Origin of the sequence: Aldersonia sp. NBC_00410 (assembly GCF_026342035.1) — a bacterium.
Lineage (GTDB): Bacteria > Actinomycetota > Actinomycetes > Mycobacteriales > Mycobacteriaceae > Aldersonia.
Genome location: NZ_JAPENM010000007.1, coordinates 265991 through 286858 on the forward strand (window position 1 = coordinate 265991; position 20868 = coordinate 286858).

The following is a 20868-nucleotide window of genomic DNA, read 5'->3' on the forward strand; positions in this document are numbered from 1 at the left end:
GCCCAGTAGGGCGTCAGTCAGACCCGGAGTCACGACCTACGCGGTAACGCGCTTCCATCATGTCGGACCCCGATGCGAACATATGTTCGTGTCCGAGAGTGCAGAACCGCCGGTTCGACAGCCACGCGAGCGGCGGGAGCGAATCCTCGCGCGTGGGGAGGCGACGATTCTGCATGCCGACCTCGACTCGTTCTACGCCTCGGTGGAGCAGCGGGACGACCCAAGCCTGCGTGGCCGGCCGGTGATCGTCGGCGGCGGAGTCGTGCTCGCCGCGAGCTACGAGGCGAAGGCCTACGGCGTGCGCACCCCGATGGGAGGTAGGCAGGCGCTCGAGCTGTGTCCCCAGGCAGTCGTCGTCCGGCCGCGAATGGCCGCTTACTCCGAGGCGAGCAAGGCGGTATTCGAGGTCTTCGAGCAGACCACGCCGATCGTCGAAGGCATCTCGATCGACGAAGCGTTCCTCGATGTGGGCGGGTTACGCCGCATCGCCGGGCATCCCGTCGACATCGCGGCAAAACTGCGCAACGACATCCGCGAACAGGTCGGGCTGCCGATCACGGTCGGGGTCGCCTGTTCCAAGTTCGTCGCCAAGGTCGCCAGCGCCGTCGCGAAACCCGATGGGCTGCTCGAGGTTCCACCCGGCGGCGAACTCGACTTCCTGCACCCGCTACCGGTGGAAAGACTGTGGGGCGTCGGTGTGGTCACGTCCGCGAAGCTGCGCGATCACGGCATCACAACCGTCGGTCAGCTGGCCCATCTCGGTGAGCGCGGTCTGGTCTCGATCCTCGGCCGCGGCTCGGCCCGACACCTGTACGCGTTGGCGTGGGCCCAGGATCCGCGCCGGGTGGAGACCGGACGACGGCGCCGCTCGATCGGGTCACAGCGCGCGCTCGGACGCCGATTTCGTGCGGACGCCGAAATCGAGGCGATGCTCGACGGGACCGCGGACCGGCTCGGCAAACGTATCAGGGCCGCCCACCGGGTATGCCGAACCGTGGTGTTGCGGTTGCGGTTCGACGATTTCACCCGCGCGACCCGCTCGCACACGCTCGCCGAGCCGACTGCGAACACGGAAACGATCCGCATCGCGGCCAGGCGGCTGCTCGCCGACGCTATGCCGCTCATCCACACGAAGGGAATCACCCTGATCGGGCTGACGCTGAGCAACCTCGACGATGACACCGCCGTGCAGCTCGTGCTGCCGTTCGACCCGTATGCCGGCGGCCAACTCGACACCACGCTGGATGACCTGCGCGACCGGTTCGGGTCGGCAGTGGTGACCCGCGCGGCCCTGCTCGGCCGCGATCAGGGGATGAGCGTGCCTCTCCTGCCGGACTGATCAGGAGGCGGTTTGCGCGGTGAGACCACCCAGCGCGATGACGTACTCCTGGTTCTCCTCATCGAAGGTGATGTCGTAGGTCGTCGGGTAGTAGCCCGACTTCTGGAACGCCTCGGGCTGCTTGAGTTCCTCGTGCACGGTCGGCTTGGTCATCAGGTAATCGCGGGTGATCATCGGTTCGATAAAGGTGTAGTTGCCGTTCCAGGCTCCGTTGATCAGCACCTCGGTGAAGTCGTACTGGCCCGGTACAACGGCCTCGGTGCTGTCGAACATGTGCACTCCCATCACCGGAACCGGTCCATCGGGGTCGGGCACATAGTCCTGCGGGACATATTGTTGCGGAGGAAGATTCGCGGCCTCGGCGGCGAAGTCCGGATTCGTCGGGTTGATCGCCATCACCGAGGCCATATCGGTCATGTAGAAGTGCACGTCGAAATGCGGTTTATCGAACACCCCGACCGGCGGATGGCCCTGCGCGTTCCAGTCGACCATCACGTGGTTGAACACCGTGCCGGACGCTTGATCGGGGAAGTCGATCATCATCATCGTTCCCGGCGGCGGTGGCGCAGTCGGATCGGTGATGACCGCGGTGGTCAGGTTGTCCATACTCGCGGCCGAGAATCGCACACCGACGGTGGTGGGATTTCCCTCGGCGTCCACGGTCGTGAAAGTCCTGACCGTGCCATCGCCGAGGTCCTCGGAGGGGCCGTAGAAGGTGTTCGGCGCAGCTTCGGTGCCGGAATCATCGTCGCTACAGGCCACGGGAACGGTGAGCGCGACGGCGGCGAGCAGTCCGCCGAGAACGCGTGGAGGAAGGAAAGGCATGCAGGTCACCTCGGGAGGAAGGTGGGGTGGGGGAGCCGGGAGCGGCCGGTGCGGAGATCGGCGCAGCCCGGGGTCGGGACGAGCAGGCAGTCACGATGCTCGCCATGGTCGTCCGCGTGCTCGCTGGGCGACCCGAGACACAGCGATGAAACAGGTCCGATCCCCGTTTCAGCCCACTCCACCGGCACCAAGTTCGGTGATCCCACCATGATGCGTGACGTTGCCTGGTTTGTCCTGTCATTCGGCCAGTTCGCCTTGGCTGTGAGTCGTGCGGCCTCTGCCGCACGGCGGGCACATTTGTCCAATTGGTTGTCGGTGGCCGAGGGGAAGATGTCGAAAAGGAGTGGCCCAATTCGACGTTCCAGTAGAGGCTTGACGAAGAGGAAACCGGCGAATCCGACATTCGCGCGGAACGCGGACAGTGATTGACCGCATTGCCGGGCAGTCTCTTCCACAACGGCTTTGATCCACGGCGGCTTCTGATCCGAACAGTATTGAGACCACAAAGGCATTGAGACCACAACGGCATTTGAGACATAGTCCGCATCCCGAACGGGAGGAACGAGGCATGACCGACGCAATCTTCGCCGAAGGCCTGGTCAAGCGATACGGCGACGTAACTGCGCTCGACGGGATCGATCTCGCGGTGCCGGAGGGTTCGGTGCTGGCGATGCTCGGCCCGAACGGCGCCGGCAAGACCACCACCGTCCGGGTGCTGACCACGTTGATCGTGCCCGATTCCGGTCACGCCACTGTCGCCGGCATCGACGTCGTGGCCAACCCCCGCACCCTGCGCGAACACATCGGAGCGTCCGGCCAGTACGCCGCGGTCGACGAGTACCTGACCGGGTTCGAGAACCTGGAAATGGTGGGACGCCTGTACCACATGGGTGTCAAACGCAGTAAGGCCCGCGCCCGCGAGCTGCTCGAACAGTTCGACCTCGTCGAGGCCGGGGATCGCCCGGTGAAGGGCTACTCCGGTGGCATGCGCCGTCGCCTCGATCTGGCCGGCGCCCTGGTCGCCAATCCACGGGTGCTCTTCCTCGACGAGCCGACCACGGGTCTGGACCCGCGCGCCCGGCTCGACCTCTGGGAAGTGATCTCCGCACTCGTCGCAGGCGGCACGACGTTGCTGCTCACGACGCAGTACATGGAGGAGGCCGAACGGCTGGCGGATTCGATCGTCGTCATCGACCGCGGCACGATCATCGCCCGCGGCACCGCCGACGAACTGAAGGCGCGGGTCGGCGGCGAAAGAATCGAACTCGTCGTCTCCGACGCGGCCGAACTCGAGACCGCACGGGAGGCGCTCGTCCGGATCGCCTGCGGCGACATCCAGACCGACATCGGAACCAGACGCGTGACCGTGCCGATCGGCGGGGGATCGGCCGACCTCGTGTCCGCCATCGGCCTGCTCAACGACCGGGGCATCAAGCTGCACGACGTCGGCCTGCGCCGGCCCACCCTCGACGACGTATTCCTTTCGCTCACCGGGCGCAGTACCGAGGAGGCCGAGGAATCGGACGGCGAGGCCGCCACTTCGCGCGAAAAGGAGCTGACCCGATGAACGCCGTGCTGATGGCCGCGACCGACGGCACCACGATCGCCAAACGCAACCTGATCAAGATCAAGCGCGTCCCGGACCTCATCGTCTTCACCCTGCTGTCGCCGGTGATGTTCGTGCTGCTGTTCGCCTACATCTTCGGCAGTTCGATCGAGATCCCCGGAATGTCGTATCGCGAATACTTGATCGCGGGCATCTTCACCCAGACGGTGATCTTCGGCGCCACCTGGACGGGCCTCGGTCTCGCCGAGGACATGCAGAAGGGCATCATCGACCGTTTTCGGTCGCTGCCAATGGCACCGTCCGCGGTACTGGTCGGACGGACCTCGAGCGACGTTCTGATCAATGTCATCAGCCTCGTCGTTATGTCGTTGACGGGCCTGCTGGTCGGGTGGCGGATCAACTCCTCGGCGCTCGAGGCGCTGGGCGGCTTCGCGCTCCTGCTGGTCTTTGCCTACGCGCTCTCGTGGGTGATGGCGGTGGTGGGCCTGTGGATCCGGACGCCGGAGGTGTACAACAACGCGAGCTTCATGGTGATCTTCCCGCTCACCTTCGTCGCCAACACCTTCGTCGACACCAGCCAGCTACCACCGGTGCTGCAGACCATTGCGAATTGGAACCCGGTTTCGGCAGTCACTCAGGCCACCCGCGAACTGATGGGCAATACCAGCCCTGCGATGCCTGTGCCGGACGCGTGGCCGATGCAGAACGCCATCCTCGCCTCGCTGCTATGGACGGCGCTGATCCTGGTGGTCTTCGTGCCACTTGCGATCAAGCGGTACCAGAAGGCAGTGAGCCGCTGAGCTATTCGGCCGCTCTGCTCGAGGCGGTTGGGTAACCCAGATGTCCCGCTACGGAACTAGGCTTTCGGCAAACCACCCGAGGGAGATCACCGATGGACCGCGCAGCCACCGATGTCGACAGCACGAGCCGAGACAGCTCTCAGCCGCCGCGACCGCGCCGCGGCTGGCCGGTATTCACCGCACTCGCCGTGGCCATCGTGGTCTTCTTCCTCGGTGGCTTCGGCGGTTCGTTCCAGGCCAAGCTTTCCGAGGTGTCGAAGAACGACAATGCGGCGTTCCTACCGGGCTCGGCGGAGTCGACCAAGGCCAGTACCGAGGCCGACAAGTTCCTCACGATCCGGAACGTTCCGGGTTTCGTTGTCTTCAACCGTGATTCGGGACTGACCGAGGCCGACCGCGCGGATATCGCCGCGGCGCAGGAGGCGGTGATGGCGGTGCCGGGCGTCGACGCGTCCGGGGTGCTGCGCCCACAATTCTCCGCCGACAACACCACTGCCTCACTGCTTGTGCCGCTGATCGGCAAACAGAGCGGGGTCGAGACCACCGGCGACGAACTGTCGGCCACCGAAACCGCCGTGTTGGACGCAGCGACGCAGGCGGTAAGCCAGGACAACGGCCTCGGCGTGTACCCAGCGGGCCCCGCCGGCCTGCTCGCCGCTTTCATCGAAGTCTTCAGCGCCATTGACGGGCCACTGCTACTCGCGGCGCTCGGCGTCGTGATCTTGATTCTGCTGGTGGTGTACCGCTCGCCGGTGTTGTGGATCTTCCCGTTGCTGTCCGCGGTACTCGCCCTCGGTATCGCGTCGATGGTGATCTACTACCTCGCCAAGCACGACGTGATCACCCTCAACGGGCAAAGCCAGGGCATCCTCTCGGTGCTTGTGATCGGCGCCGGCACCGACTACGCGCTGCTGCTCGTGGCGCGATACCGGGAGGAACTGCACGAATTCGACAATCGGTTCGACGCAATGATCGCGGCGTGGAAGGGCTGCGCAGCAGCGATTTTCGCATCCGGGCTCACCGTCATGGTTGGTCTGCTCTGCCTGACCTTCTCCGAGCTGAACTCGAACAAGGGCCTCGGCCCGGTTGCGGCCATCGGTATTGCGTGCACGGTGCTGGTGATGATGACGTTCCTGCCGGTTGCCCTGGCCGCGGTGGGACGCTGGGTGTTCTGGCCGCGCATCCCGCGCACCGACCACGTGGCCGACCTAGCCACGCACGGTTATTGGGGCCGGATCGCCAACACGGTCGTGAATCGGCGCCGACCGGCCTGGATCGGTGCCACCGTGGTGCTGTTCATCGGCGCACTCGGCATCTCGATGCTCGACACCAGCGGGCTGACCTCGATGGAGAGCTTCACCAACGAGCCCGAAGCCATCGTCGGGCAGCAGCTTTACGACGCAAACTTCGATCGCGGCGCCGGCGCACCAGCCGTGATCGTCACCAATGCCGCCGCCGTCGACGACGTTGTCCGCGTCGCCGAGGGCGATCCGGGCGTATCCAACTCGGCTGGCTCGGTATGCATCCAGCCCGACATTGCGAAGCTCGCCGACCTGGCCAAGCAGTTCGGCGGCGCGCCGCCGGAGGGGTCTGCACCGGGATGCCTGCCGCCGCAGTTGCAGGTCCAGCCGATCGACGGCCGGACTATCGTCAACGCGATCCTGGTGGACCCGTACGACTCGCCCGAGGCGACGGAGACCATCGAGCGCCTCCGCACGGAGTTGCACGCGCTGCCGAACGCGGACGTCCTGGTCGGTGGTAGCACTGCCGAGACGGTGGACGTGCAATCCGCAGCCATTCATGACCGCAACCTGATCATTCCGATCGTGCTCGCGGTGATCTTCCTGGTACTCGCGCTGCTGCTGCGCGCGTTGATCGCGCCGATTCTGCTGATCGCGTCGGTCGTGCTGTCCTTCGCGGCGGCACTGGGCGTGAGCGCCTTCGTCTTCGAGCACATCTTCGGGTTCGCCGGATCCGATCAATCGTTTCCGCTCTTCGTGTTCGTCTTCCTGGTCGCGCTGGGCATCGACTACAACATCTTCCTGATGACCCGGGTGCGGGAAGAGACGTTCGGGTTCGGTACTCGGGACGGAATCCGCCGGGGCCTCGCGGTGACCGGCGGCGTCATCACCTCCGCGGGATGCGTGCTCGCCGCGACCTTCGCGGTGCTCGGCACACTGCCGCTGGTATTCCTCGCCGAGGTCGGGTTCGCGGTGGCCTTCGGCGTGCTGCTCGACACCCTCCTCGTGCGTAGCGTGCTGGTGCCCGCGCTGTCGGCGGATATCGGCAAGTTCATCTGGTGGCCGTCCAAGCTGGCATCCGGTCGGGACTGAGACCTCGGAGCTGTGCTCCGCAACAGCTCGGAGCTGTGCTCCGCAACAGCTCGGAGCTGTGCTCCGCAGCAGCTCGGAGCTGTGCTCCGCAGCAGCTCGGAGCTGTGCTCCGCAGCAACGGTCAGGGCTGCACGAGCAGCAACACGGTCGGCAGCACGACCAGTGCGTCTGCGATCGCCAGCAGCGCCGCGATGGCAATGCCGGGCAGCGGCGCAGGCGGGTCCTCGAGACGGGCGCAGCGCGACTGCACCCCCGCCGTGGCGCCGAGCGCTCCGCCCGGTGCGCTGTTGGCCCGGTCGCCGAAGCGGCGTAGCGCGCGGGCCAGTTCGGTGCGCCCGCACTCGCGGGCGGCGGACTCGTCGGCGCACATCTCCACCAGCAGCGTCACCTCCGCGCGGATGGCGCGACCAAGGCGGGAGTGTCCGAGCGTGCGCGACGCCGCGACCATTGGCAGCAGCGCCAGATCATGGCGCTCTCGTGCATGCGCTCGTTCGTGGGCGAGCACCGAGCGCAGTTCGGGGGCGCGCAAGGTGGCGATCGTTCCGGAACTGACCACGACGCGGGGATGCCAGCCGGGCACGCAGTAGGCCGTGAGATCCGGGTGCTGCAGCACTTCGACGCCGTCCACCGCGGCGTCGTGGGTGCCGACGAGGGCGAGCAGCGAGCGCACCCGCATGCGCCGACGGGTGGTATCCCAGGCCAACGCCACCACCGTGAAGGCGATCCAGCAGGCGAGCGCGACACCGGCCACCACCGCCAGCCAGCGCAGCGGATGCATCGACGGTGTGCCGTGCAGCCACAGCGATCGGAGCGCCGGTGCCGGCGCGCCGAGCTCGGGGGAAAGACCCGCCGCGAGTAGCAGGCCGACCATGCCGATGCCGAACGACACCACCGCCGCCTGCCACAGCAGCACCGCGACGTGCGGGCAGCGGTACTGCCAGGAGCGGCCCAGCAACGCGCCCATCGTGAGGATCGCCGCCAGGACGGCGCCGACATGATGGATCGCGTGCATCATCATGCGCGCGACGGGACACCGGGCGGGCGGGACATGTCTCCATCGTGCCCGAGGGCACGTGAATGGACCGGAGAACGAGTACGGATCGTGATCTCGGTGCAGTGACCGGGAACTGGAGCTACCGGGGCTGAGCGCCCTTGGCTGTGGCATCGGTGCGAGCCGGCGCCGAGCCGTTGGTCGACACGTCGTGCACCGACGGCGGCGCCGCGGCAGGCTCTGGCTGCTCGTTCTGGCTGCGCAGCCAGCGGAACGCGAACCCGCCGGCGGCGAGCAGCGTCACCAGGACGCCGCCGGCGATCAGCCGATTGCGGGTCTTCGTGCTGCGGACCGGCCGGGTGGCGACGCGGGCGGTCCGGACGGCCAGCGTCTTGTTGAGGCCTGCGCGACCGAGGACCACGGCGTCGCGCGTCGCGAGGAGGGCCAACGTGCCCGCGCCGCGGCCGACATCGACTGCGCCCGACCCCGCGCGCCCGAGCGCGCTCGCGTAGCTGCCGGCCGACGATCTCTCGTTCTTGTCTTTGCTGCGCGCCATGTCTCCACCTTTCCACAGCCGGGCGCGCCACAAACCAAGCACGCCCGGCGAGGCGGGTTCTGCCGATCGGGCGCAGCGCGGGATAGGCGGAATGGCACGATGAAGGCGTGACTTCCCCCAACAAGACCGCTACGGCAACGCTGCACACCAACCACGGCGATATTCAGATCGCTCTGTTCGGCAACCACGCGCCGAAGACCGTCGCGAACTTCGTCGGCCTCGCCGATGGTTCGAAGGACTACTCGACCAAGAATGCCGCCGGCACCACCGACGGCCCGTTCTACGACGGCGCGGTGTTCCACCGGGTCATCTCCGGATTCATGATCCAGGGTGGCGACCCGACCGGAACCGGCGCAGGTGGCCCGGGCTACCAGTTCGATGACGAGTTCCATCCGGAACTGCAGTTCGATCGCCCCTACCTGCTCGCGATGGCGAACGCGGGACCGGGCACCAACGGTTCGCAGTTCTTCATCACCGTCGGGCAAACCCCGCACCTGAACCGGCGACACACGATCTTCGGCGAGGTCGTCGACCCGGAGTCGCAGAAGGTGGTCGACGCGATCGCCACCACCTCGGTCGACGGTCGCGACCGGCCGAAGGACGAGGTCGTGATCAACAGCATCACGATTTCCTGACTCCTCGTTCCCTGACGACGGTTTCGCAATGACTCAACCAGGCGGCTACCCGCCCGGCGGGCCGCCCATGCCGCGTTGCGTCCGGCACCCGGATCGCCCCACCGCACTGACCTGTGTCCGGTGCGGGCGTCCGGCCTGCCCGGAGTGCCTGCGTGAAGCAGCCGTCGGCTACCAGTGTGTGGATTGCGTCCGCTCGGGCGCGCGCACCATCCGGCAACCTCGCACGGTGGCCGGCGCAAGCATGTCGACCGGGTTCACCCCCGTCATCACCTACGCGCTGATCGCGATCAACGTCGTGGTTTTCGCGGTCACGGCGCTCCAGGCAGGCAGCCCCGTCGACAACGATCGCGGGTCGGCGCTGTTCCGGGCCTGGGCGCTGTGGCCGCCCGCGGTCGCCGACGGCCAGCTTGTCCGGCTGGTCGGCAGCGGCTTTCTGCATTACGGACCGCTGCATCTCGCGGTCAATATGTTCGCGCTGTGGGTGGTGGGGCGTGATGTCGAGCGGGTGCTCGGCCGCTCCCGGTACCTCGCGGTGTACTTCATCAGCATCCTGGGCGGATCCGCCGCGGTCATGACATTCGAGTTGAACGCAGTCACCGCAGGCGCGTCGGGTGCGATCTTCGGCCTGTTCGGTGCCCTTGGCATCGTGCTGTGGCGGTTGCGTCAGAACCCGGGACCGATCGTCGCGATCATCGTCATCAACGTGGTCATCAGCGTCGCGACGCCGGGCATCTCGCTGTGGGGCCACCTGGGTGGGCTGGCAGCAGGCACCGCCGCGGCCCTCGGCCTGCTCTTCGTTCCCGGCTGGCTGCACCCCGGCGGGAGCCCGGCGAGTCAGCGTGCGATCGGCTGGGCCTCGCTCGGCGCCGTGGCGCTGCTCGCCGTCATCGTGATCGTGATTCGGATCGCGACGATCCGCGAGAACCTGGGTCTATGACCAGCCTTGGCAAAGGTCGGTAGTCAGGCGAACTATCCACAGCTGTCATCCACAGTGTGGAAGAAATCACACACGTGGGACCCGCAGCTAGTCGCGGCGCGCGAGACCGTACCGCCGCAGCTCGTCGAGCACATCTTCCGGGGCCGTTCCGAGGTCCCAGCGGCCGTAGATCAGTAGCCGGGTGTCGGTCGCCGCGCCATCGGTGAGTGCGGTTTCGCCGGCGGGGCGCACCTCCAGTTCGAGCATCGGCACCCGCCGACCGAGCCGCGGATAGCGCACGACGCGTGCCCGCTCGATCTGGCCTGCTTCGTAACTCTCGGTGCCACTCAGTCGGCGCACCGCCAGCCGGGCCGGCCGGTCCCCGACCACAGCAAGGCGTGGCCGCTGACGAAACCCCAGGGCGGCGATCACGAGCAGACCGAACGCGGCCAGCCCGATCAGCAGCCGCCCGGCCGGTTCGTTGTCCACCAGCAGCGCTGCCGCCGAGAGGGCGACGCCGCCGACAAGTACCGCGACGAGTGCGGTGGTCGGCGTGGACCAACTCGGTGGCCGGTCACCTGTGGAATCGGCGGGTGCGAAATCACCCGACATGGGCGTTATCCACAGGCGGAGTCCACAGTGTGCATGAATGACAGATGTGTAATTCGGCTGGGGTTCGCGAGCTCGCTCAACGCCACCGCATGGTCATGACCAGGCCAATCACCATGAGACCGAAGCCGATGGCGAAGTTCCAGGCACCCAGATCGTTCAACCAGCTGATCTGCTCGGCCGCGAGGTAGTAGACGATCAACCAGATCAGGCCGGCCAGCATGAAGCCGAGCATGATCGCGACGTACCACACCGGCGACGGGCCGGCCTTCACCTTCACCGGCGTGCGGCTGGCGGCGTTGTTGTTGTAGTCCGGCTTCTTCCGGACTTTCGACTTCGGCATGACGTCCTTCACCCTTTCGGCTGCTCGAGCGCTGCGACGCGGTCGTGCGCGCGGTCCCCCGGCACGGGTCGCGGGGCTATCGATCACATCGCGGCGTGCCCTCAAAGGCTAACGTAGCTGCTATGACGGCCCGTCCGGAAGCTCGCGACGGGGATCCGAGTGCGATTGAAACCGGTCGGTCGGCGCACGGCTCGCGCGCCTGGAAAGTGCTCGTACTTGTGGTGCTCGTGGTGGCCGGACTGCTGCTCGCGATCACCCGGACCGCCTCGCACGGCAACGAGTTGCGCAGCAGCGACTCGGGCCGGTTGTCGGATCTGGTGCGCGCCGCGCAGACCGACTCGGACAGTGCGCTACGAGAGCGGGACGCCCTCGCCGATCGGGTGGCGCAAATGCAACGCGACGTGGCCACCTCGGATCGCGAGGTTGCCGATCTACTTGCCCAATCGGACGACCTCACGGCCAGCGCGCTGCTCGCGGAGCAACACGGCACCGGCGTCGTGGTGACGCTCACCGACGCCGCCCGCGACACGGGCGGAAACTATCCGGCCGACGCGACACCGGACGATCTCGTGGTGCATCAGCAGGACGTGCAAAGCGCGCTCAACGCGCTGTGGGCGGGCGGCGCGAGCGCGATCGGAATGCAGGACCAGCGGATTGTCGGGACTTCGGCACCGCGGTGCATCGGCAATACGTTGTTGCTGCACGGACGGACCTACAGCCCGCCGTACCGGCTCATTGCGCTCGGTGACCCCACCAAGCTGCTCGCCGCGCTCGATGCCGAGCCGGGCGTGCGCACGTTCCGGCAGTACGTGGCAAAGTACGGTCTCGGCTTCGCCGTCGAGGTGCGCGACGACCTCACCGTCCCGGCCGAGACCGACCCGAGCCCGGTGCGGTTTGCACAGCCGGCGCGCTAGCGTCCGGCTCGAAGCGACAGCCGGCGCGCTAGCGTCCGGCTCGAAGCGACAGCCGGTGCGCTAGCGGGACAGTAAGCGAAGATCGCGGGTCGCCTACCCTTGGTCTATGCGGATTCTCGTTGTCGACAACTACGACAGCTTCGTGTTCAACCTGGTGCAGTACCTGGGCCAGCTCGGCACGGACGCCGTGGTCTGGCGCAACGACGTGCCCGAGCTCGCCGATCCCGAGTCGGTCGCGGCAGAATTCGACGGCGTGCTGATCAGTCCCGGGCCGGGGACGCCGCAGCGCGCAGGCGCCAGCATGGACCTGGTGTCGGCGTGTGCGAGGACCACGACGCCGCTGCTCGGCGTGTGCCTCGGTCACCAGGCCATCGGCGCGGTGTTCGGTGGCACCGTCGACCGGGCGCCGGAACTGCTGCACGGCAAGACGAGCCGGGTGCATCACGACGGGCTGGGCGTGTTGGCCGGATTGCCAGACCCGTTCGTCGCGACTCGCTACCACTCGCTGACGGTGCTGCCGGAGACGATCCCCGCGGAACTCGAGGTCACCGGCCGCACCGAGAGCGGCATCGTGATGGCGATGCGACACCGCGAGCTACCGATCCACGGGGTGCAGTTCCACCCCGAGTCGGTGCTGACCCAGGGCGGGCACCGGATGCTGGCGAACTGGCTCGCGGTCTGCGGGCAGCGGCCTTCGGATGCGTTGGTGCGCACGCTCGAGGCCGAGATGAACGCGCTCGCCAACTACTGAGCGGGTGGCTCAGCCCGGAATTCCGAGTGTGCCGACGCCGACCATGATGACGGCGCTTCGCCCGACGTCGGATCCGGGCGGCTGCGCCTGAGTCAGCACCTTGCCGACCCCTGCCGGATCGAGGGTGCGCTCCGGGGTCTGCTGCAGGTCGCTCGCCGAGCCCGACCAGCCCACGCCGCGCAGGGTGGCCAACGCCTGCGAAACCGTCTGACCGACGAGGTCCGGCATCCTGATCCGATCGCCGTCGGACACCCGCACGGTCACCGTGGTGCCCTTGTCGGTCTCGGAGCCGCCGGCCGGGCTGGTCGAGAGCACCTCGCCGGCAGGCCGCTGCGAGACCGTCGTCTGGACGAGCACCTTGAAGCCCGCGCCCTCGAGATTGGGCTGCGCGACCTCGATGCTCTGCCCGACGACGTTGGGTACCCGCACCTGTTCCGGCCCGGTGCCGAGCGTGATGGCGACGGGGCTGTCGGCGTCCAGATTCACGCCCGGGGTCGGGCGCTGGTCGATCACCTTGTCCAGATCGACGGGGCTCGACGGTCGCCGCTCGACGTTGTCGTCGAGCTGCAATCCGACGGTTTCCAGCGCGGCGGCGGCCTGATCGCGGTCGAGTCCGGTCAGCTTCGGCACCTGAACCTGCTTGGGTCCGGTGGAGACCTCGAGGATCACGGTGCTGCCCGCGTCCGCGCGGGATCCGGCCAGCGGGCGGGTGGCGATGACCATGCCCGTTTCCACCTCGCTATCGGGTTTCTGCTGGATTTCGACGCGGAAACCGAGGTCCTGCAGTTGCGACTGGGCCTGTTCGGAGGGTGCGCCGGTGAGATCGGGCACCTCGAGCTGGTCGACCGAACCTCTCGATTGCCACAGCACCGCGCCGGCGATGGCGAGCACGGCGACCGCGATCAGCGCCAGCATCGTGTATCGGCGGCGTTTGCCGTGCTTACCTTCGTCGCCCTCGCCATCCTCGCTCTCGCGCGGGCGGCGCGGCGGTGGAGTGTCCCCCCCGAGGATCGTGGTGCGGTCCTCGTCGTTCATCACCATCGGCGCGGCCGGCTTCTGCCCGCCGAGCACCCGGATGAGGTCGCTGCGCATCTCTGCGGCGCTCTGATAGCGGTTCGCGGGATTCTTGCTCATCGCCTTGAGCACGACCGAGTCGAGTTCGCGCGGCACGGTGGAGTGCACCAGGGACGGCAGCCGTGGATCCTCGCGGACGTGCTGGTACACCACCGCCACCGGCGAGTCGCCGGTGAACGGGGGTTCGCCGGTGAGGATCTCGTAGAGCACGCACCCGACCGAGTAGACGTCGGAGCGGGCATCGACCGCGGTGCCCTGGGCCTGCTCGGGCGAGAGGTACTGCGCGGTGCCGATCACGGCCGCGGTCTGCGTCATCGGGCTCGAGCTGTCCGCGATCGCCCGCGCGATACCGAAGTCCATCACCTTCACCGCGCCGGCGCGGTTGAGCATGATGTTGGCCGGCTTCATGTCGCGGTGCACGATGCCCTTGCGGTGACTGAAGTCGAGGGCGGCGCACACGTCGGCGATGATCTCCATCGCGCGGCGCGGCGGCATCGGGCCCTTCTGCCGGACCATGTCGCGAAGCGTCACGCCGTCGACGAATTCCATCACGATGAACGGCAGCGGACCGGTGCCGGTTTCGGCTTCGCCGGTGTCGAACACCGCGACGATCGCGGGGTGATTCAGCGCGGCAGCGTTCTGCGCTTCGCGACGAAACCGCAGGTAGAAGGTGGGATCGCGGGCCAGGTCGGCGCGCAGCACCTTGACCGCCACGTCACGGTCGAGCCGTAGGTCGCGCGCCTTGTGCACCTCCGACATCCCGCCGAAGCCCAGGATCTCGCCCAATTCGTAGCGGGCGGAGAGCTTGCGCGGGGTCGTCATCGATGTCCCGCGGGCGGCGTGGTCGTCGTCGTGGTCGTCGTCGTGGTTTCGGTCGTGGTCACTTCGTCGTCGTACGCGGCGCCGGGCACCGTCGGAATGCCCGGCAGCTGCGGGAAGAGCGTCCGCGTGGTCGTCGATTCCTCACGGACGCTCGACGTCGTGGTGGTCGGTTCGACCGTCGTTGTGGTGGGCTCGGGCGTGGTCGTCGTCGGTTCGGGCTCTGTGGTGGTCGTTGGTTCGGGCTCGACGGTGGTCGTGGTGAACTGCTGCGCGGTTGTCGGCCGGGCGGTCGTCGGGGGTGCCACGACGGACGTGCTCGGCGCTGTCGGGTCACCGCTGCCGTTGTCGAGGACGAGGAACATCGTCACGAGCAGCGCGGCGAGCAGTAACCCACCCGCGGTCCAGGCAAGGGCCTTCTGGGTCGGGGTCATGCCGGCCCGGTCGTCGTCGAACGGTTCCGCTGCGTATCCATTGGTCTGGCCGGTCATCAACGCGGTACTGGCGACCGGTGGCAGCACCCGCGAGGGAGTGCCGCCGGGGGCCGGCGGGCGATGGCCGGCCCGGACAGCGGCCACCGCGTCGGCGAATTCGGCACCGTCGGAGTACCGGGTGGACGGGTCCTTGGTCAGCGTGATGTCGATGAGCTCGCGGATGTTCGCGGGCACGTCCTCGGGCATCGGCGCAGGCGCATCGCGGACATGCTTCATCGCGACCGTGACCGGACCGTCGCCGACGAACGGCCGCTGCCCGGCGAGGGCCTCGTAGCCGACCACACCGAGCGAGTAGATGTCGCTGGCGGCGGTCGCTTCCTGGCCGAGGGCCTGCTCGGGGGCGATGTACTGGGCGGTGCCCATGACCATGCCGGTCTGGGTGACCGGGGACGAGTCGACGGCCTTGGCGATGCCGAAGTCGGTGATCTTCACCTGGCCGGTGGGGGTGATGAGGATGTTGCCCGGCTTGACGTCGCGATGCACCACGCCGGCTTCGTGCGCCACGGCGAGTGCCCGACCGGTCTGCTCGAGCATGTCGAGCGCATGCGGGATCGAGAGTCGGCCGACCCGGCCGAGCACCGCGTTGAGCGGCTCGCCGCGCACGAGTTCCATCACCAGGTAGGCGGTTTCGGCGCCCTGCGGGTCGATGGTCTCGCCGTAGTCGTAGATGCCCGCGATCCCGGAGTGGTTCAGCTGGGCGGTCGTGCGCGCCTCCGCGCGGAACCGTTCCCGGAACGTCGGGTCGTTCGAGAACTCGGTCTTGAGCACCTTGACCGCGACGCGCCGGTCGAGCCGGTTGTCGGTGGCCTCCCACACCTGGCCCATGCCGCCGGTCGCGATCAACCGCTGCAGCCGGTAGCGGTCGGCGATTACTGCGCCGTTGTTCAGCACTTGTTCGCCTCCCGCTCGTCGGTATCCGGTCTTGGTTGGGTTGTTGCTCGGCTGGTCGAAATTGGCGGCGCTGATATTGGCATCGTCCGCCGCGGTCGTGTTCGTTTCGTTACCCGGATGGGAGCCATGTCACCCGCCCTGCAATCCGGCCGCGATCACCGCGCGCCCGATCGGGGCGGCCACCGAACCGCCGGTTGCCGCGAGCGCGCGGTCACCACCGTTCTCGACGAGGACGGCGAGCGCGATCTTCGGGTTCTGTGCCGGCGCGAACGCGATGTACCACGCGTGCGGCGGGGTGTTGCGGGGATCGGTCCCATGCTCGGCGGTGCCGGTTTTCGACGCGATCTGTACCCCGGGGATCTTGCCACCCCCGGCCGTATTGTTCTCCGAGCCGATCATCAGGTCGGTGAGGGTGGACGCCACCTCCGGCCGGATCGCCTGGCCGACGGCGACCGGTGTGGTGGTCGCGAGCGCGGTCAGGTCGGGGCTCTGCAGCTGCGCCACCAGATGCGGTTCCATCCGGGTGCCGCCGTTGGCGACGGTCGCGGCGATCACCGCGTTCTGCAACGGGGAGAGCGCGACGTCGCGCTGCCCGATGCTGGATTGACCGAGCGCCGCGTCGTCGGGCATGGACCCGACGGTGCTACCCGCCACCGGCAGCGGGATCCCGCTCGGTGACGCGCCGATGCCGAACCCGAGTGCCTGTTCGGACAGCGCGGAGGCCCCGGTCTTGATGCCGAGATCGACGAACGCCGTGTTGCAGGATCGTGCGAATGCCTCGCGCAGCGACGCCGTCGCCCCGCCACCGCAGGTGCTGCCGTTGTAGTTCTCCAGGGTGGTGGAGGTGTTGGGCAGTGTGATCGTCGGTGCCGCGGTCAGCTGCTCATCCGGGCTGCCGCCGGTGGACAGCGCGGCGGCGGTCACGACCACCTTGAACGTCGAACCGGGCGGGTAGGTCTGCGAAATCGCGCGGTTGAGCAGCGGCATGTCCGGGTCGCTGCTGAGCTCATCCCAGGCCTGCGTTGTCGCGGCACCGTCATGGCTCGACAGCAGGTTCGGGTCGTAGCTCGGGGTCGACACCATCGCCAGGATATTGCCCGTGCTCGGCTCGATGGCGACCACCGAGCCGGTGTAGCCCTTGGCGGTCAGTTCGTCGTAGGCGACCTGCTGCATCGCGGGGTTGAGGGTGGTGACGACGTTGCCGCCGCGCGGGTCGCGGCCGGAGAACAGGTCGAAGAACCGGCGCCCGAACAGCCGGTTGTCCGAACCGTTGAGGACCGGGTCCTCGGCGCGTTCGAGACCGGTGCTGCCGTACTGCAGCGAGTAGAAGCCGGTGGCCGGGGCGTACGCGAGCGGGCTGCTCGGCGAGACCGGGTTCGTCGGATAGGTGCGCAGGTACTTGTACCGGTCGTCGGTGGGGACGGAGACGGCCAGGATCTGCCCGCCGGCCGAGATCTGCCCGCGCTGGCGGGAGTACTCGTCGAGCAGCACCCGCGAATTGCGTGGATCGGCGCGCAGGTCGTCGGCCTTGATGACCTGCACGTAGGTGGCATTGGCGAGCAGCGCGACGACCATGACCATGACGGCGATGGCGACGCGGCGAAGGGGTTTGTTCACGTTCGCCTCAACATTTCGGTCGGGGCGTCGGCGATGGGTCCGGGTGCTTTCTTCTTCGGCGGTGCGGGGGCGCGCGCGGCGTCGGAGATCTTGATCAGCAGCGCGAGCAGGATGTAGTTCGCCAGCAGCGAGGAGCCGCCGTAGGAGATGAACGGTGTGGTGAGGCCGGTGAGCGGGATGAGCTTGGTGACGCCGCCGACGACCACGAACAGCTGGATGGCGACGGTGAACGACAGGCCCGCGGCGAGCAGCTTTCCGAAACTGTCGCGCACGGCGAGGGCAGTTCGCAGCCCCCGCACGATCAGCACGGTGTAGAGCATCAGCACCGCCGCGAGCCCGATCAGGCCGAGTTCCTCACCGATGGTGGCGACGATGAAGTCGGTTTTGGCGAACGGCACCTGGCCCGGCCGGCCGCTGCCCAGGCCGGTTCCTGCGACGCCTCCGGTCGCGAGCCCGAACAGCGACTGCGAGATCTGATAGCCGGTGCTGTTGTAGTCGTCGAACGGGTGCAGCCACGTTTCGACGCGGATCCGCACGTGCCCGAACGCCTGGTAGGCGAAGAAGAACCCGATCGCCAACAGCCCGCCGCCGATGACCAGCCAGCCGATCCGTTCGGTAGCGATGTAGAGCATCACCAGCACCGTGCCGAAGATCAGCAGGGACGTGCCGAGGTCCTTTTCGAAGACGAGGACGCCGATCGAGACGATCCAGGCGACCAGGATCGGGCCGAGGTCGCGGGCCCGTGGAAAGTCCATGCCGAGCACGTGTTTGCCTGCGGTGGTGAACAGTTCGCGCTGCGCGACGAGGACCGAGGCGAAGAAGATGATCAGCAGGATCTTCGCGAACTCACCCGGCTGCACGCTGAAGCCGGGCAACCGGATCCAGATCTTCGCGCCGTTGGTTTCGGACAGGCTGCCGGGCAGCATCGCCGGGATGGCCAGCAGGACGAGGCCGGTCAGACCGAGGGTGTAGCCGTAGCGCGCGAGCAGCCGGTAGTCGGTGAGCAGGATCAGCACCGCCAGGAAGCAGATCAGCGCCAGCGCGGTCCACAACACCTGCTGGTTCGCGTCCGGCGACGGGATCGGCAGGGCGTTGTAGCGGGCGTTCTGCGCCTCGGCCAGGTCGAGGCGGTGGATGAGCACCAGCCCGAGCCCGTTGAGCAGCGCGACGATCGGCAGCAGCAGCGGATCGGCGAACGGCGCGAATCGACGCACCGCGAGGTGCGCGACGGCGAACAGCGCGGCGTATGCCGAGGCGTATTTGACCAGGTCCCAGGTGAGCTCCTGCTCCTGGCTGGCCTCGACCAGCACCAGCGACAGCGTGGTCATCAGGACGGCGAATACGAGGAGCATCAGTTCCGCGTTGCGGCGGGTGGAAGGGCGTGGGGCGGGGGCGAAACCGCCGGGCGGACTGGGTATGGAGCCCGTGGACGGAGATTGCGAGTCCGCCATCAGTTCGCTTCCCTGCAGTTTTGGCCGGGAACGAGCGTGGGTGTCGGCGTGGGTGTCGCCGGGGGCGCGGGCGGAACGGTTTCTGTGCTCGGCGCCGGTGGTACCGGCGCCGGTTCACCGGTCGTCGGGACCGGCGCAGGCGGCGGGGTGGAGGTCGTCGGTGTGCTGGTCGCGGACGGACACAGCGGTAGGAGTTCGCCGACGACGAGGCGAGCCATCTGGGCCCGCGCGTCATCGAGCCCCCCGGACGGGAGCCCGGAGAGCACCTGTTCGCGTGCGGTGGGTTGCAGGTCGTCGACGGTCAGGAGGCGGCACGACGCCGGCCGGCTATCCGGGTCGATGAGGACGAGGTGGCCGTCGGTGTCGACGCAGCCGACGAGGTGCACCTCCTGCAACGAGTAGCCGAACAGCGAGGTCGGGATCCCGCGTAGGACCACGACGCGGTTGTCGTCGTCGCCGACGTAGTAGTTGCCGCGCACCATCTTCAGTCCGAATGCAGCCGCGATCGCGAGCAGCACGACGACGCCGAGCGAGACCAGCGTCCAGCGCAGCTTGTGGCTCTTGGGCGGCTCCGGCTCGGGCTCGACCGGTGTGCGTTTCGGCGCCTGGGCCGGTGGCGGCCGCAGCGCCGCGGCTCGACCGGCCGCGGTGTTCGGCGCCGGACCGGGCTCCTCTTCGTCGTCGGAGGCGGCGCCCGCCACGATCGGGTGGCTTTGGCCGTAGTCGAGGTCGATGACGTCGGCGACCACGACGGTCACGTTGTCGGGGCCGCCGCTGCGCAGGGCGAGTTCGATGAGCCGGTCCGCGCACTCGTCCTGGCCGCCCTCGCGCAGGGCGTTCGCGATCGTTTCGTCACTGACCACGTCGGAGAGCCCGTCCGAGCACAGCAGGTACCGGTCGCCCGCACGGGCTTCGCGCACGGTGAGCGTCGGTTCGACGTCGTTGCCGGTGAGTGCACGCATGATCAGTGAGCGCTGCGGATGGGAGTGCGCCTGTTCCGCGGTGATCCGGCCCTCGTCGACGAGGGACTGGACGAAGGTGTCGTCGCGGGTGATCTGGGCGAGCTGGTCGTCGCGCATCAGGTAGGCGCGCGAGTCGCCGATATGCACCAGGCCGAGCTTGCGGCCGGCGAACAGTATCGCGGTGAGCGTCGTGCCCATGCCGTCGAGTTCCGGCTCGGCTTCGACGTGCTCGGCGATCGCGGCATTGCCTTCGTAGGTGGCCGACTCGAGCTTGCGCAGCAGATCGTCGCCCGGTTCGTCGTCGTCGAGATGGGCGAGCGCGGCGATCATCAACTGCGAGGCGACCTCGCCCGCGGCGTGGCCACCCATCCCGTCGGCGAGGGCGAGCAGCCGGGCGCCCGCATACACGGAGTCTTCGTTGTTCGCGCGGACGAGGCCGCGGTCACTGCGCGCGGCGTACCTGAGTACGAGGGTCACGACCGAAGCTCGATTACCGTTTTGCCGACCCGGACCGGGGTGCCGAGTGGAACTCGGACGGCGGTCGTCACTTTCGCGCGGTCCAGGTAGGTGCCGTTCGTCGACCCGAGGTCCTCGACGTACCAGTCGGAACCGCGTGGCGAGAGCCGGGCGTGTCGGGTCGAGGCGTAGTCGTCGGTGAGGACGAGGGTGGAGTCGTCGGCGCGACCGATCAGCACTGGCTGAGTGCCCAGCGAGATGCGGGTACCGGCGAGCGAGCCCTGGGTAACCACGAGGTAGCGGGCGTCCTTCTGCCGGTTCAGCGACGACCACATCGAGGCGCTGCGCGATGTCCGGACGGGCACGCGCATGCCGCTGGCTGCGTAGATGTCGCTGCGTAGCGTGCGCAGCACCGCCCACACGAACAGCCAGAGGAGGATGAGGAAGCCCGCCCGTGTGAGCTGCAAGATCAAACCCTGCACAGCAGCGGTACACCTCCTCCCGCGTCGACCCCGATATCGACGG

The 20868-nt window shown here is 67.9% G+C and carries 20 protein-coding genes; 9 read left to right on the plus strand and 11 right to left on the minus strand.

What is annotated here, in order from left to right; all coding sequences use genetic code 11:
• Window positions 1–82 precede the first annotated feature (82 nt).
• Window positions 83–1339 carry a DNA polymerase IV gene (gene dinB / locus OG921_RS17820; RefSeq protein WP_266113826.1) on the plus strand — a complete coding sequence of 419 codons (1257 nt, stop codon included), beginning with the start codon at window positions 83–85 and terminating at the stop codon, window positions 1337–1339.
• On the opposite strand, the gene OG921_RS17825 is transcribed toward dinB, so the two are convergent.
• Entirely contained in the window at window positions 1340–2164 is an 825-nt protein-coding gene (locus tag OG921_RS17825) for a DUF5602 domain-containing protein (protein WP_266113827.1), read from the minus strand.
• A 26-nt stretch (window positions 2165–2190) separates the two neighbouring features.
• Between OG921_RS17825 and OG921_RS17830 the strand changes: the two genes are divergently transcribed.
• From OG921_RS17830 to OG921_RS17845, 4 genes are all read left to right on the plus strand, one after another.
• Window positions 2191–2313: a hypothetical protein gene (locus tag OG921_RS17830; protein WP_266113828.1), complete on the plus strand. Its 123-nt coding sequence runs from the start codon at window positions 2191–2193 to the stop codon at window positions 2311–2313.
• A 419-nt stretch (window positions 2314–2732) separates the two neighbouring features.
• A complete protein-coding gene (locus OG921_RS17835; RefSeq protein WP_266113829.1) occupies window positions 2733–3731 on the plus strand; it encodes an ATP-binding cassette domain-containing protein in 999 nt (332 codons plus the stop codon).
• Entirely contained in the window at window positions 3728–4531 is an 804-nt protein-coding gene (locus OG921_RS17840) for an ABC transporter permease (protein ID WP_266113830.1), read from the plus strand. Before OG921_RS17835 ends, OG921_RS17840 begins: the two co-directional genes overlap by 4 nt.
• Window positions 4532–4623: 92 nt before the next feature.
• Window positions 4624–6864: an MMPL family transporter gene (locus OG921_RS17845; protein ID WP_266113831.1), complete on the plus strand. Its 2241-nt coding sequence runs from the start codon at window positions 4624–4626 to the stop codon at window positions 6862–6864.
• A 121-nt stretch (window positions 6865–6985) separates the two neighbouring features.
• Here OG921_RS17845 and OG921_RS17850 read toward each other — a convergent pair whose 3' ends face one another.
• Entirely contained in the window at window positions 6986–7882 is an 897-nt protein-coding gene (locus OG921_RS17850; protein WP_266113832.1) for a M56 family metallopeptidase, read from the minus strand.
• Between the two features lie 115 nt (window positions 7883–7997).
• Window positions 7998–8411, minus strand: a complete 414-nt coding sequence (locus OG921_RS17855; RefSeq protein ID WP_266113833.1) for a hypothetical protein — start codon at window positions 8409–8411, stop codon at window positions 7998–8000.
• Window positions 8412–8518: 107 nt separating this feature from the next.
• Here OG921_RS17855 and OG921_RS17860 point away from each other — a divergent pair, with 107 nt between their 5' ends.
• Window positions 8519–9046 carry a peptidylprolyl isomerase gene (locus OG921_RS17860; protein WP_266113834.1) on the plus strand — a complete coding sequence of 176 codons (528 nt, stop codon included), beginning with the start codon at window positions 8519–8521 and terminating at the stop codon, window positions 9044–9046.
• 28 nt (window positions 9047–9074) lie between these two features.
• On the plus strand, window positions 9075–9983 hold the full coding sequence (locus OG921_RS17865; protein WP_266113835.1) for a rhomboid family intramembrane serine protease: 909 nt from the start codon (window positions 9075–9077) through the stop codon (window positions 9981–9983).
• Window positions 9984–10070: 87 nt separating this feature from the next.
• Here the strand turns inward: OG921_RS17865 and OG921_RS17870 are convergent, their stop codons facing one another.
• Together OG921_RS17870 and crgA are read right to left on the minus strand one after the other, a co-directional pair.
• Window positions 10071–10574: a PH domain-containing protein gene (locus OG921_RS17870; RefSeq protein ID WP_266113836.1), complete on the minus strand. Its 504-nt coding sequence runs from the start codon at window positions 10572–10574 to the stop codon at window positions 10071–10073.
• Between the two features lie 76 nt (window positions 10575–10650).
• Window positions 10651–10914, minus strand: coding sequence for a cell division protein CrgA (crgA, locus tag OG921_RS17875; RefSeq protein ID WP_266113837.1), 264 nt, complete (start codon window positions 10912–10914; stop codon window positions 10651–10653).
• Between the two features lie 122 nt (window positions 10915–11036).
• Between crgA and OG921_RS17880 the strand changes: the two genes are divergently transcribed.
• A complete protein-coding gene (locus OG921_RS17880; RefSeq protein WP_266113838.1) occupies window positions 11037–11828 on the plus strand; it encodes a DUF881 domain-containing protein in 792 nt (263 codons plus the stop codon).
• Window positions 11829–11934: 106 nt separating this feature from the next.
• Complete coding sequence (locus tag OG921_RS17885; RefSeq protein ID WP_266113839.1) at window positions 11935–12579, plus strand: aminodeoxychorismate/anthranilate synthase component II; 645 nt, start codon at window positions 11935–11937, stop codon at window positions 12577–12579.
• Between the two features lie 9 nt (window positions 12580–12588).
• On the opposite strand, the gene pknB is transcribed toward OG921_RS17885, so the two are convergent.
• The 6 genes from pknB to OG921_RS17915 all read right to left on the minus strand — a co-directional run bounded on the left by pknB (window position 12589) and on the right by OG921_RS17915 (window position 20825).
• Window positions 12589–14475, minus strand: coding sequence for a Stk1 family PASTA domain-containing Ser/Thr kinase (pknB, locus tag OG921_RS17890; RefSeq protein WP_266113840.1), 1887 nt, complete (start codon window positions 14473–14475; stop codon window positions 12589–12591).
• The gene (locus tag OG921_RS17895) at window positions 14472–15857 is read right to left on the minus strand and encodes a serine/threonine-protein kinase (RefSeq protein ID WP_266113841.1); all 1386 of its coding nucleotides are present in this window, start codon (window positions 15855–15857) and stop codon (window positions 14472–14474) included. Before OG921_RS17895 ends, pknB begins: the two co-directional genes overlap by 4 nt.
• Before the next feature lie 129 nt (window positions 15858–15986).
• Window positions 15987–17474 carry a penicillin-binding protein 2 gene (locus OG921_RS17900; RefSeq protein WP_266113842.1) on the minus strand — a complete coding sequence of 496 codons (1488 nt, stop codon included), beginning with the start codon at window positions 17472–17474 and terminating at the stop codon, window positions 15987–15989.
• The gene (locus OG921_RS17905; RefSeq protein WP_323182812.1) at window positions 17471–18925 is read right to left on the minus strand and encodes an FtsW/RodA/SpoVE family cell cycle protein; all 1455 of its coding nucleotides are present in this window, start codon (window positions 18923–18925) and stop codon (window positions 17471–17473) included. The genes OG921_RS17900 and OG921_RS17905 overlap by 4 nt, the downstream gene beginning before the upstream one ends.
• Complete coding sequence (locus tag OG921_RS17910) at window positions 18925–20364, minus strand: PP2C family serine/threonine-protein phosphatase (protein WP_266113844.1); 1440 nt, start codon at window positions 20362–20364, stop codon at window positions 18925–18927. Before OG921_RS17910 ends, OG921_RS17905 begins: the two co-directional genes overlap by 1 nt.
• Window positions 20361–20825 carry an FHA domain-containing protein gene (locus tag OG921_RS17915; RefSeq protein ID WP_266113845.1) on the minus strand — a complete coding sequence of 155 codons (465 nt, stop codon included), beginning with the start codon at window positions 20823–20825 and terminating at the stop codon, window positions 20361–20363. Before OG921_RS17915 ends, OG921_RS17910 begins: the two co-directional genes overlap by 4 nt.
• Window positions 20826–20868 lie beyond the last annotated feature (43 nt).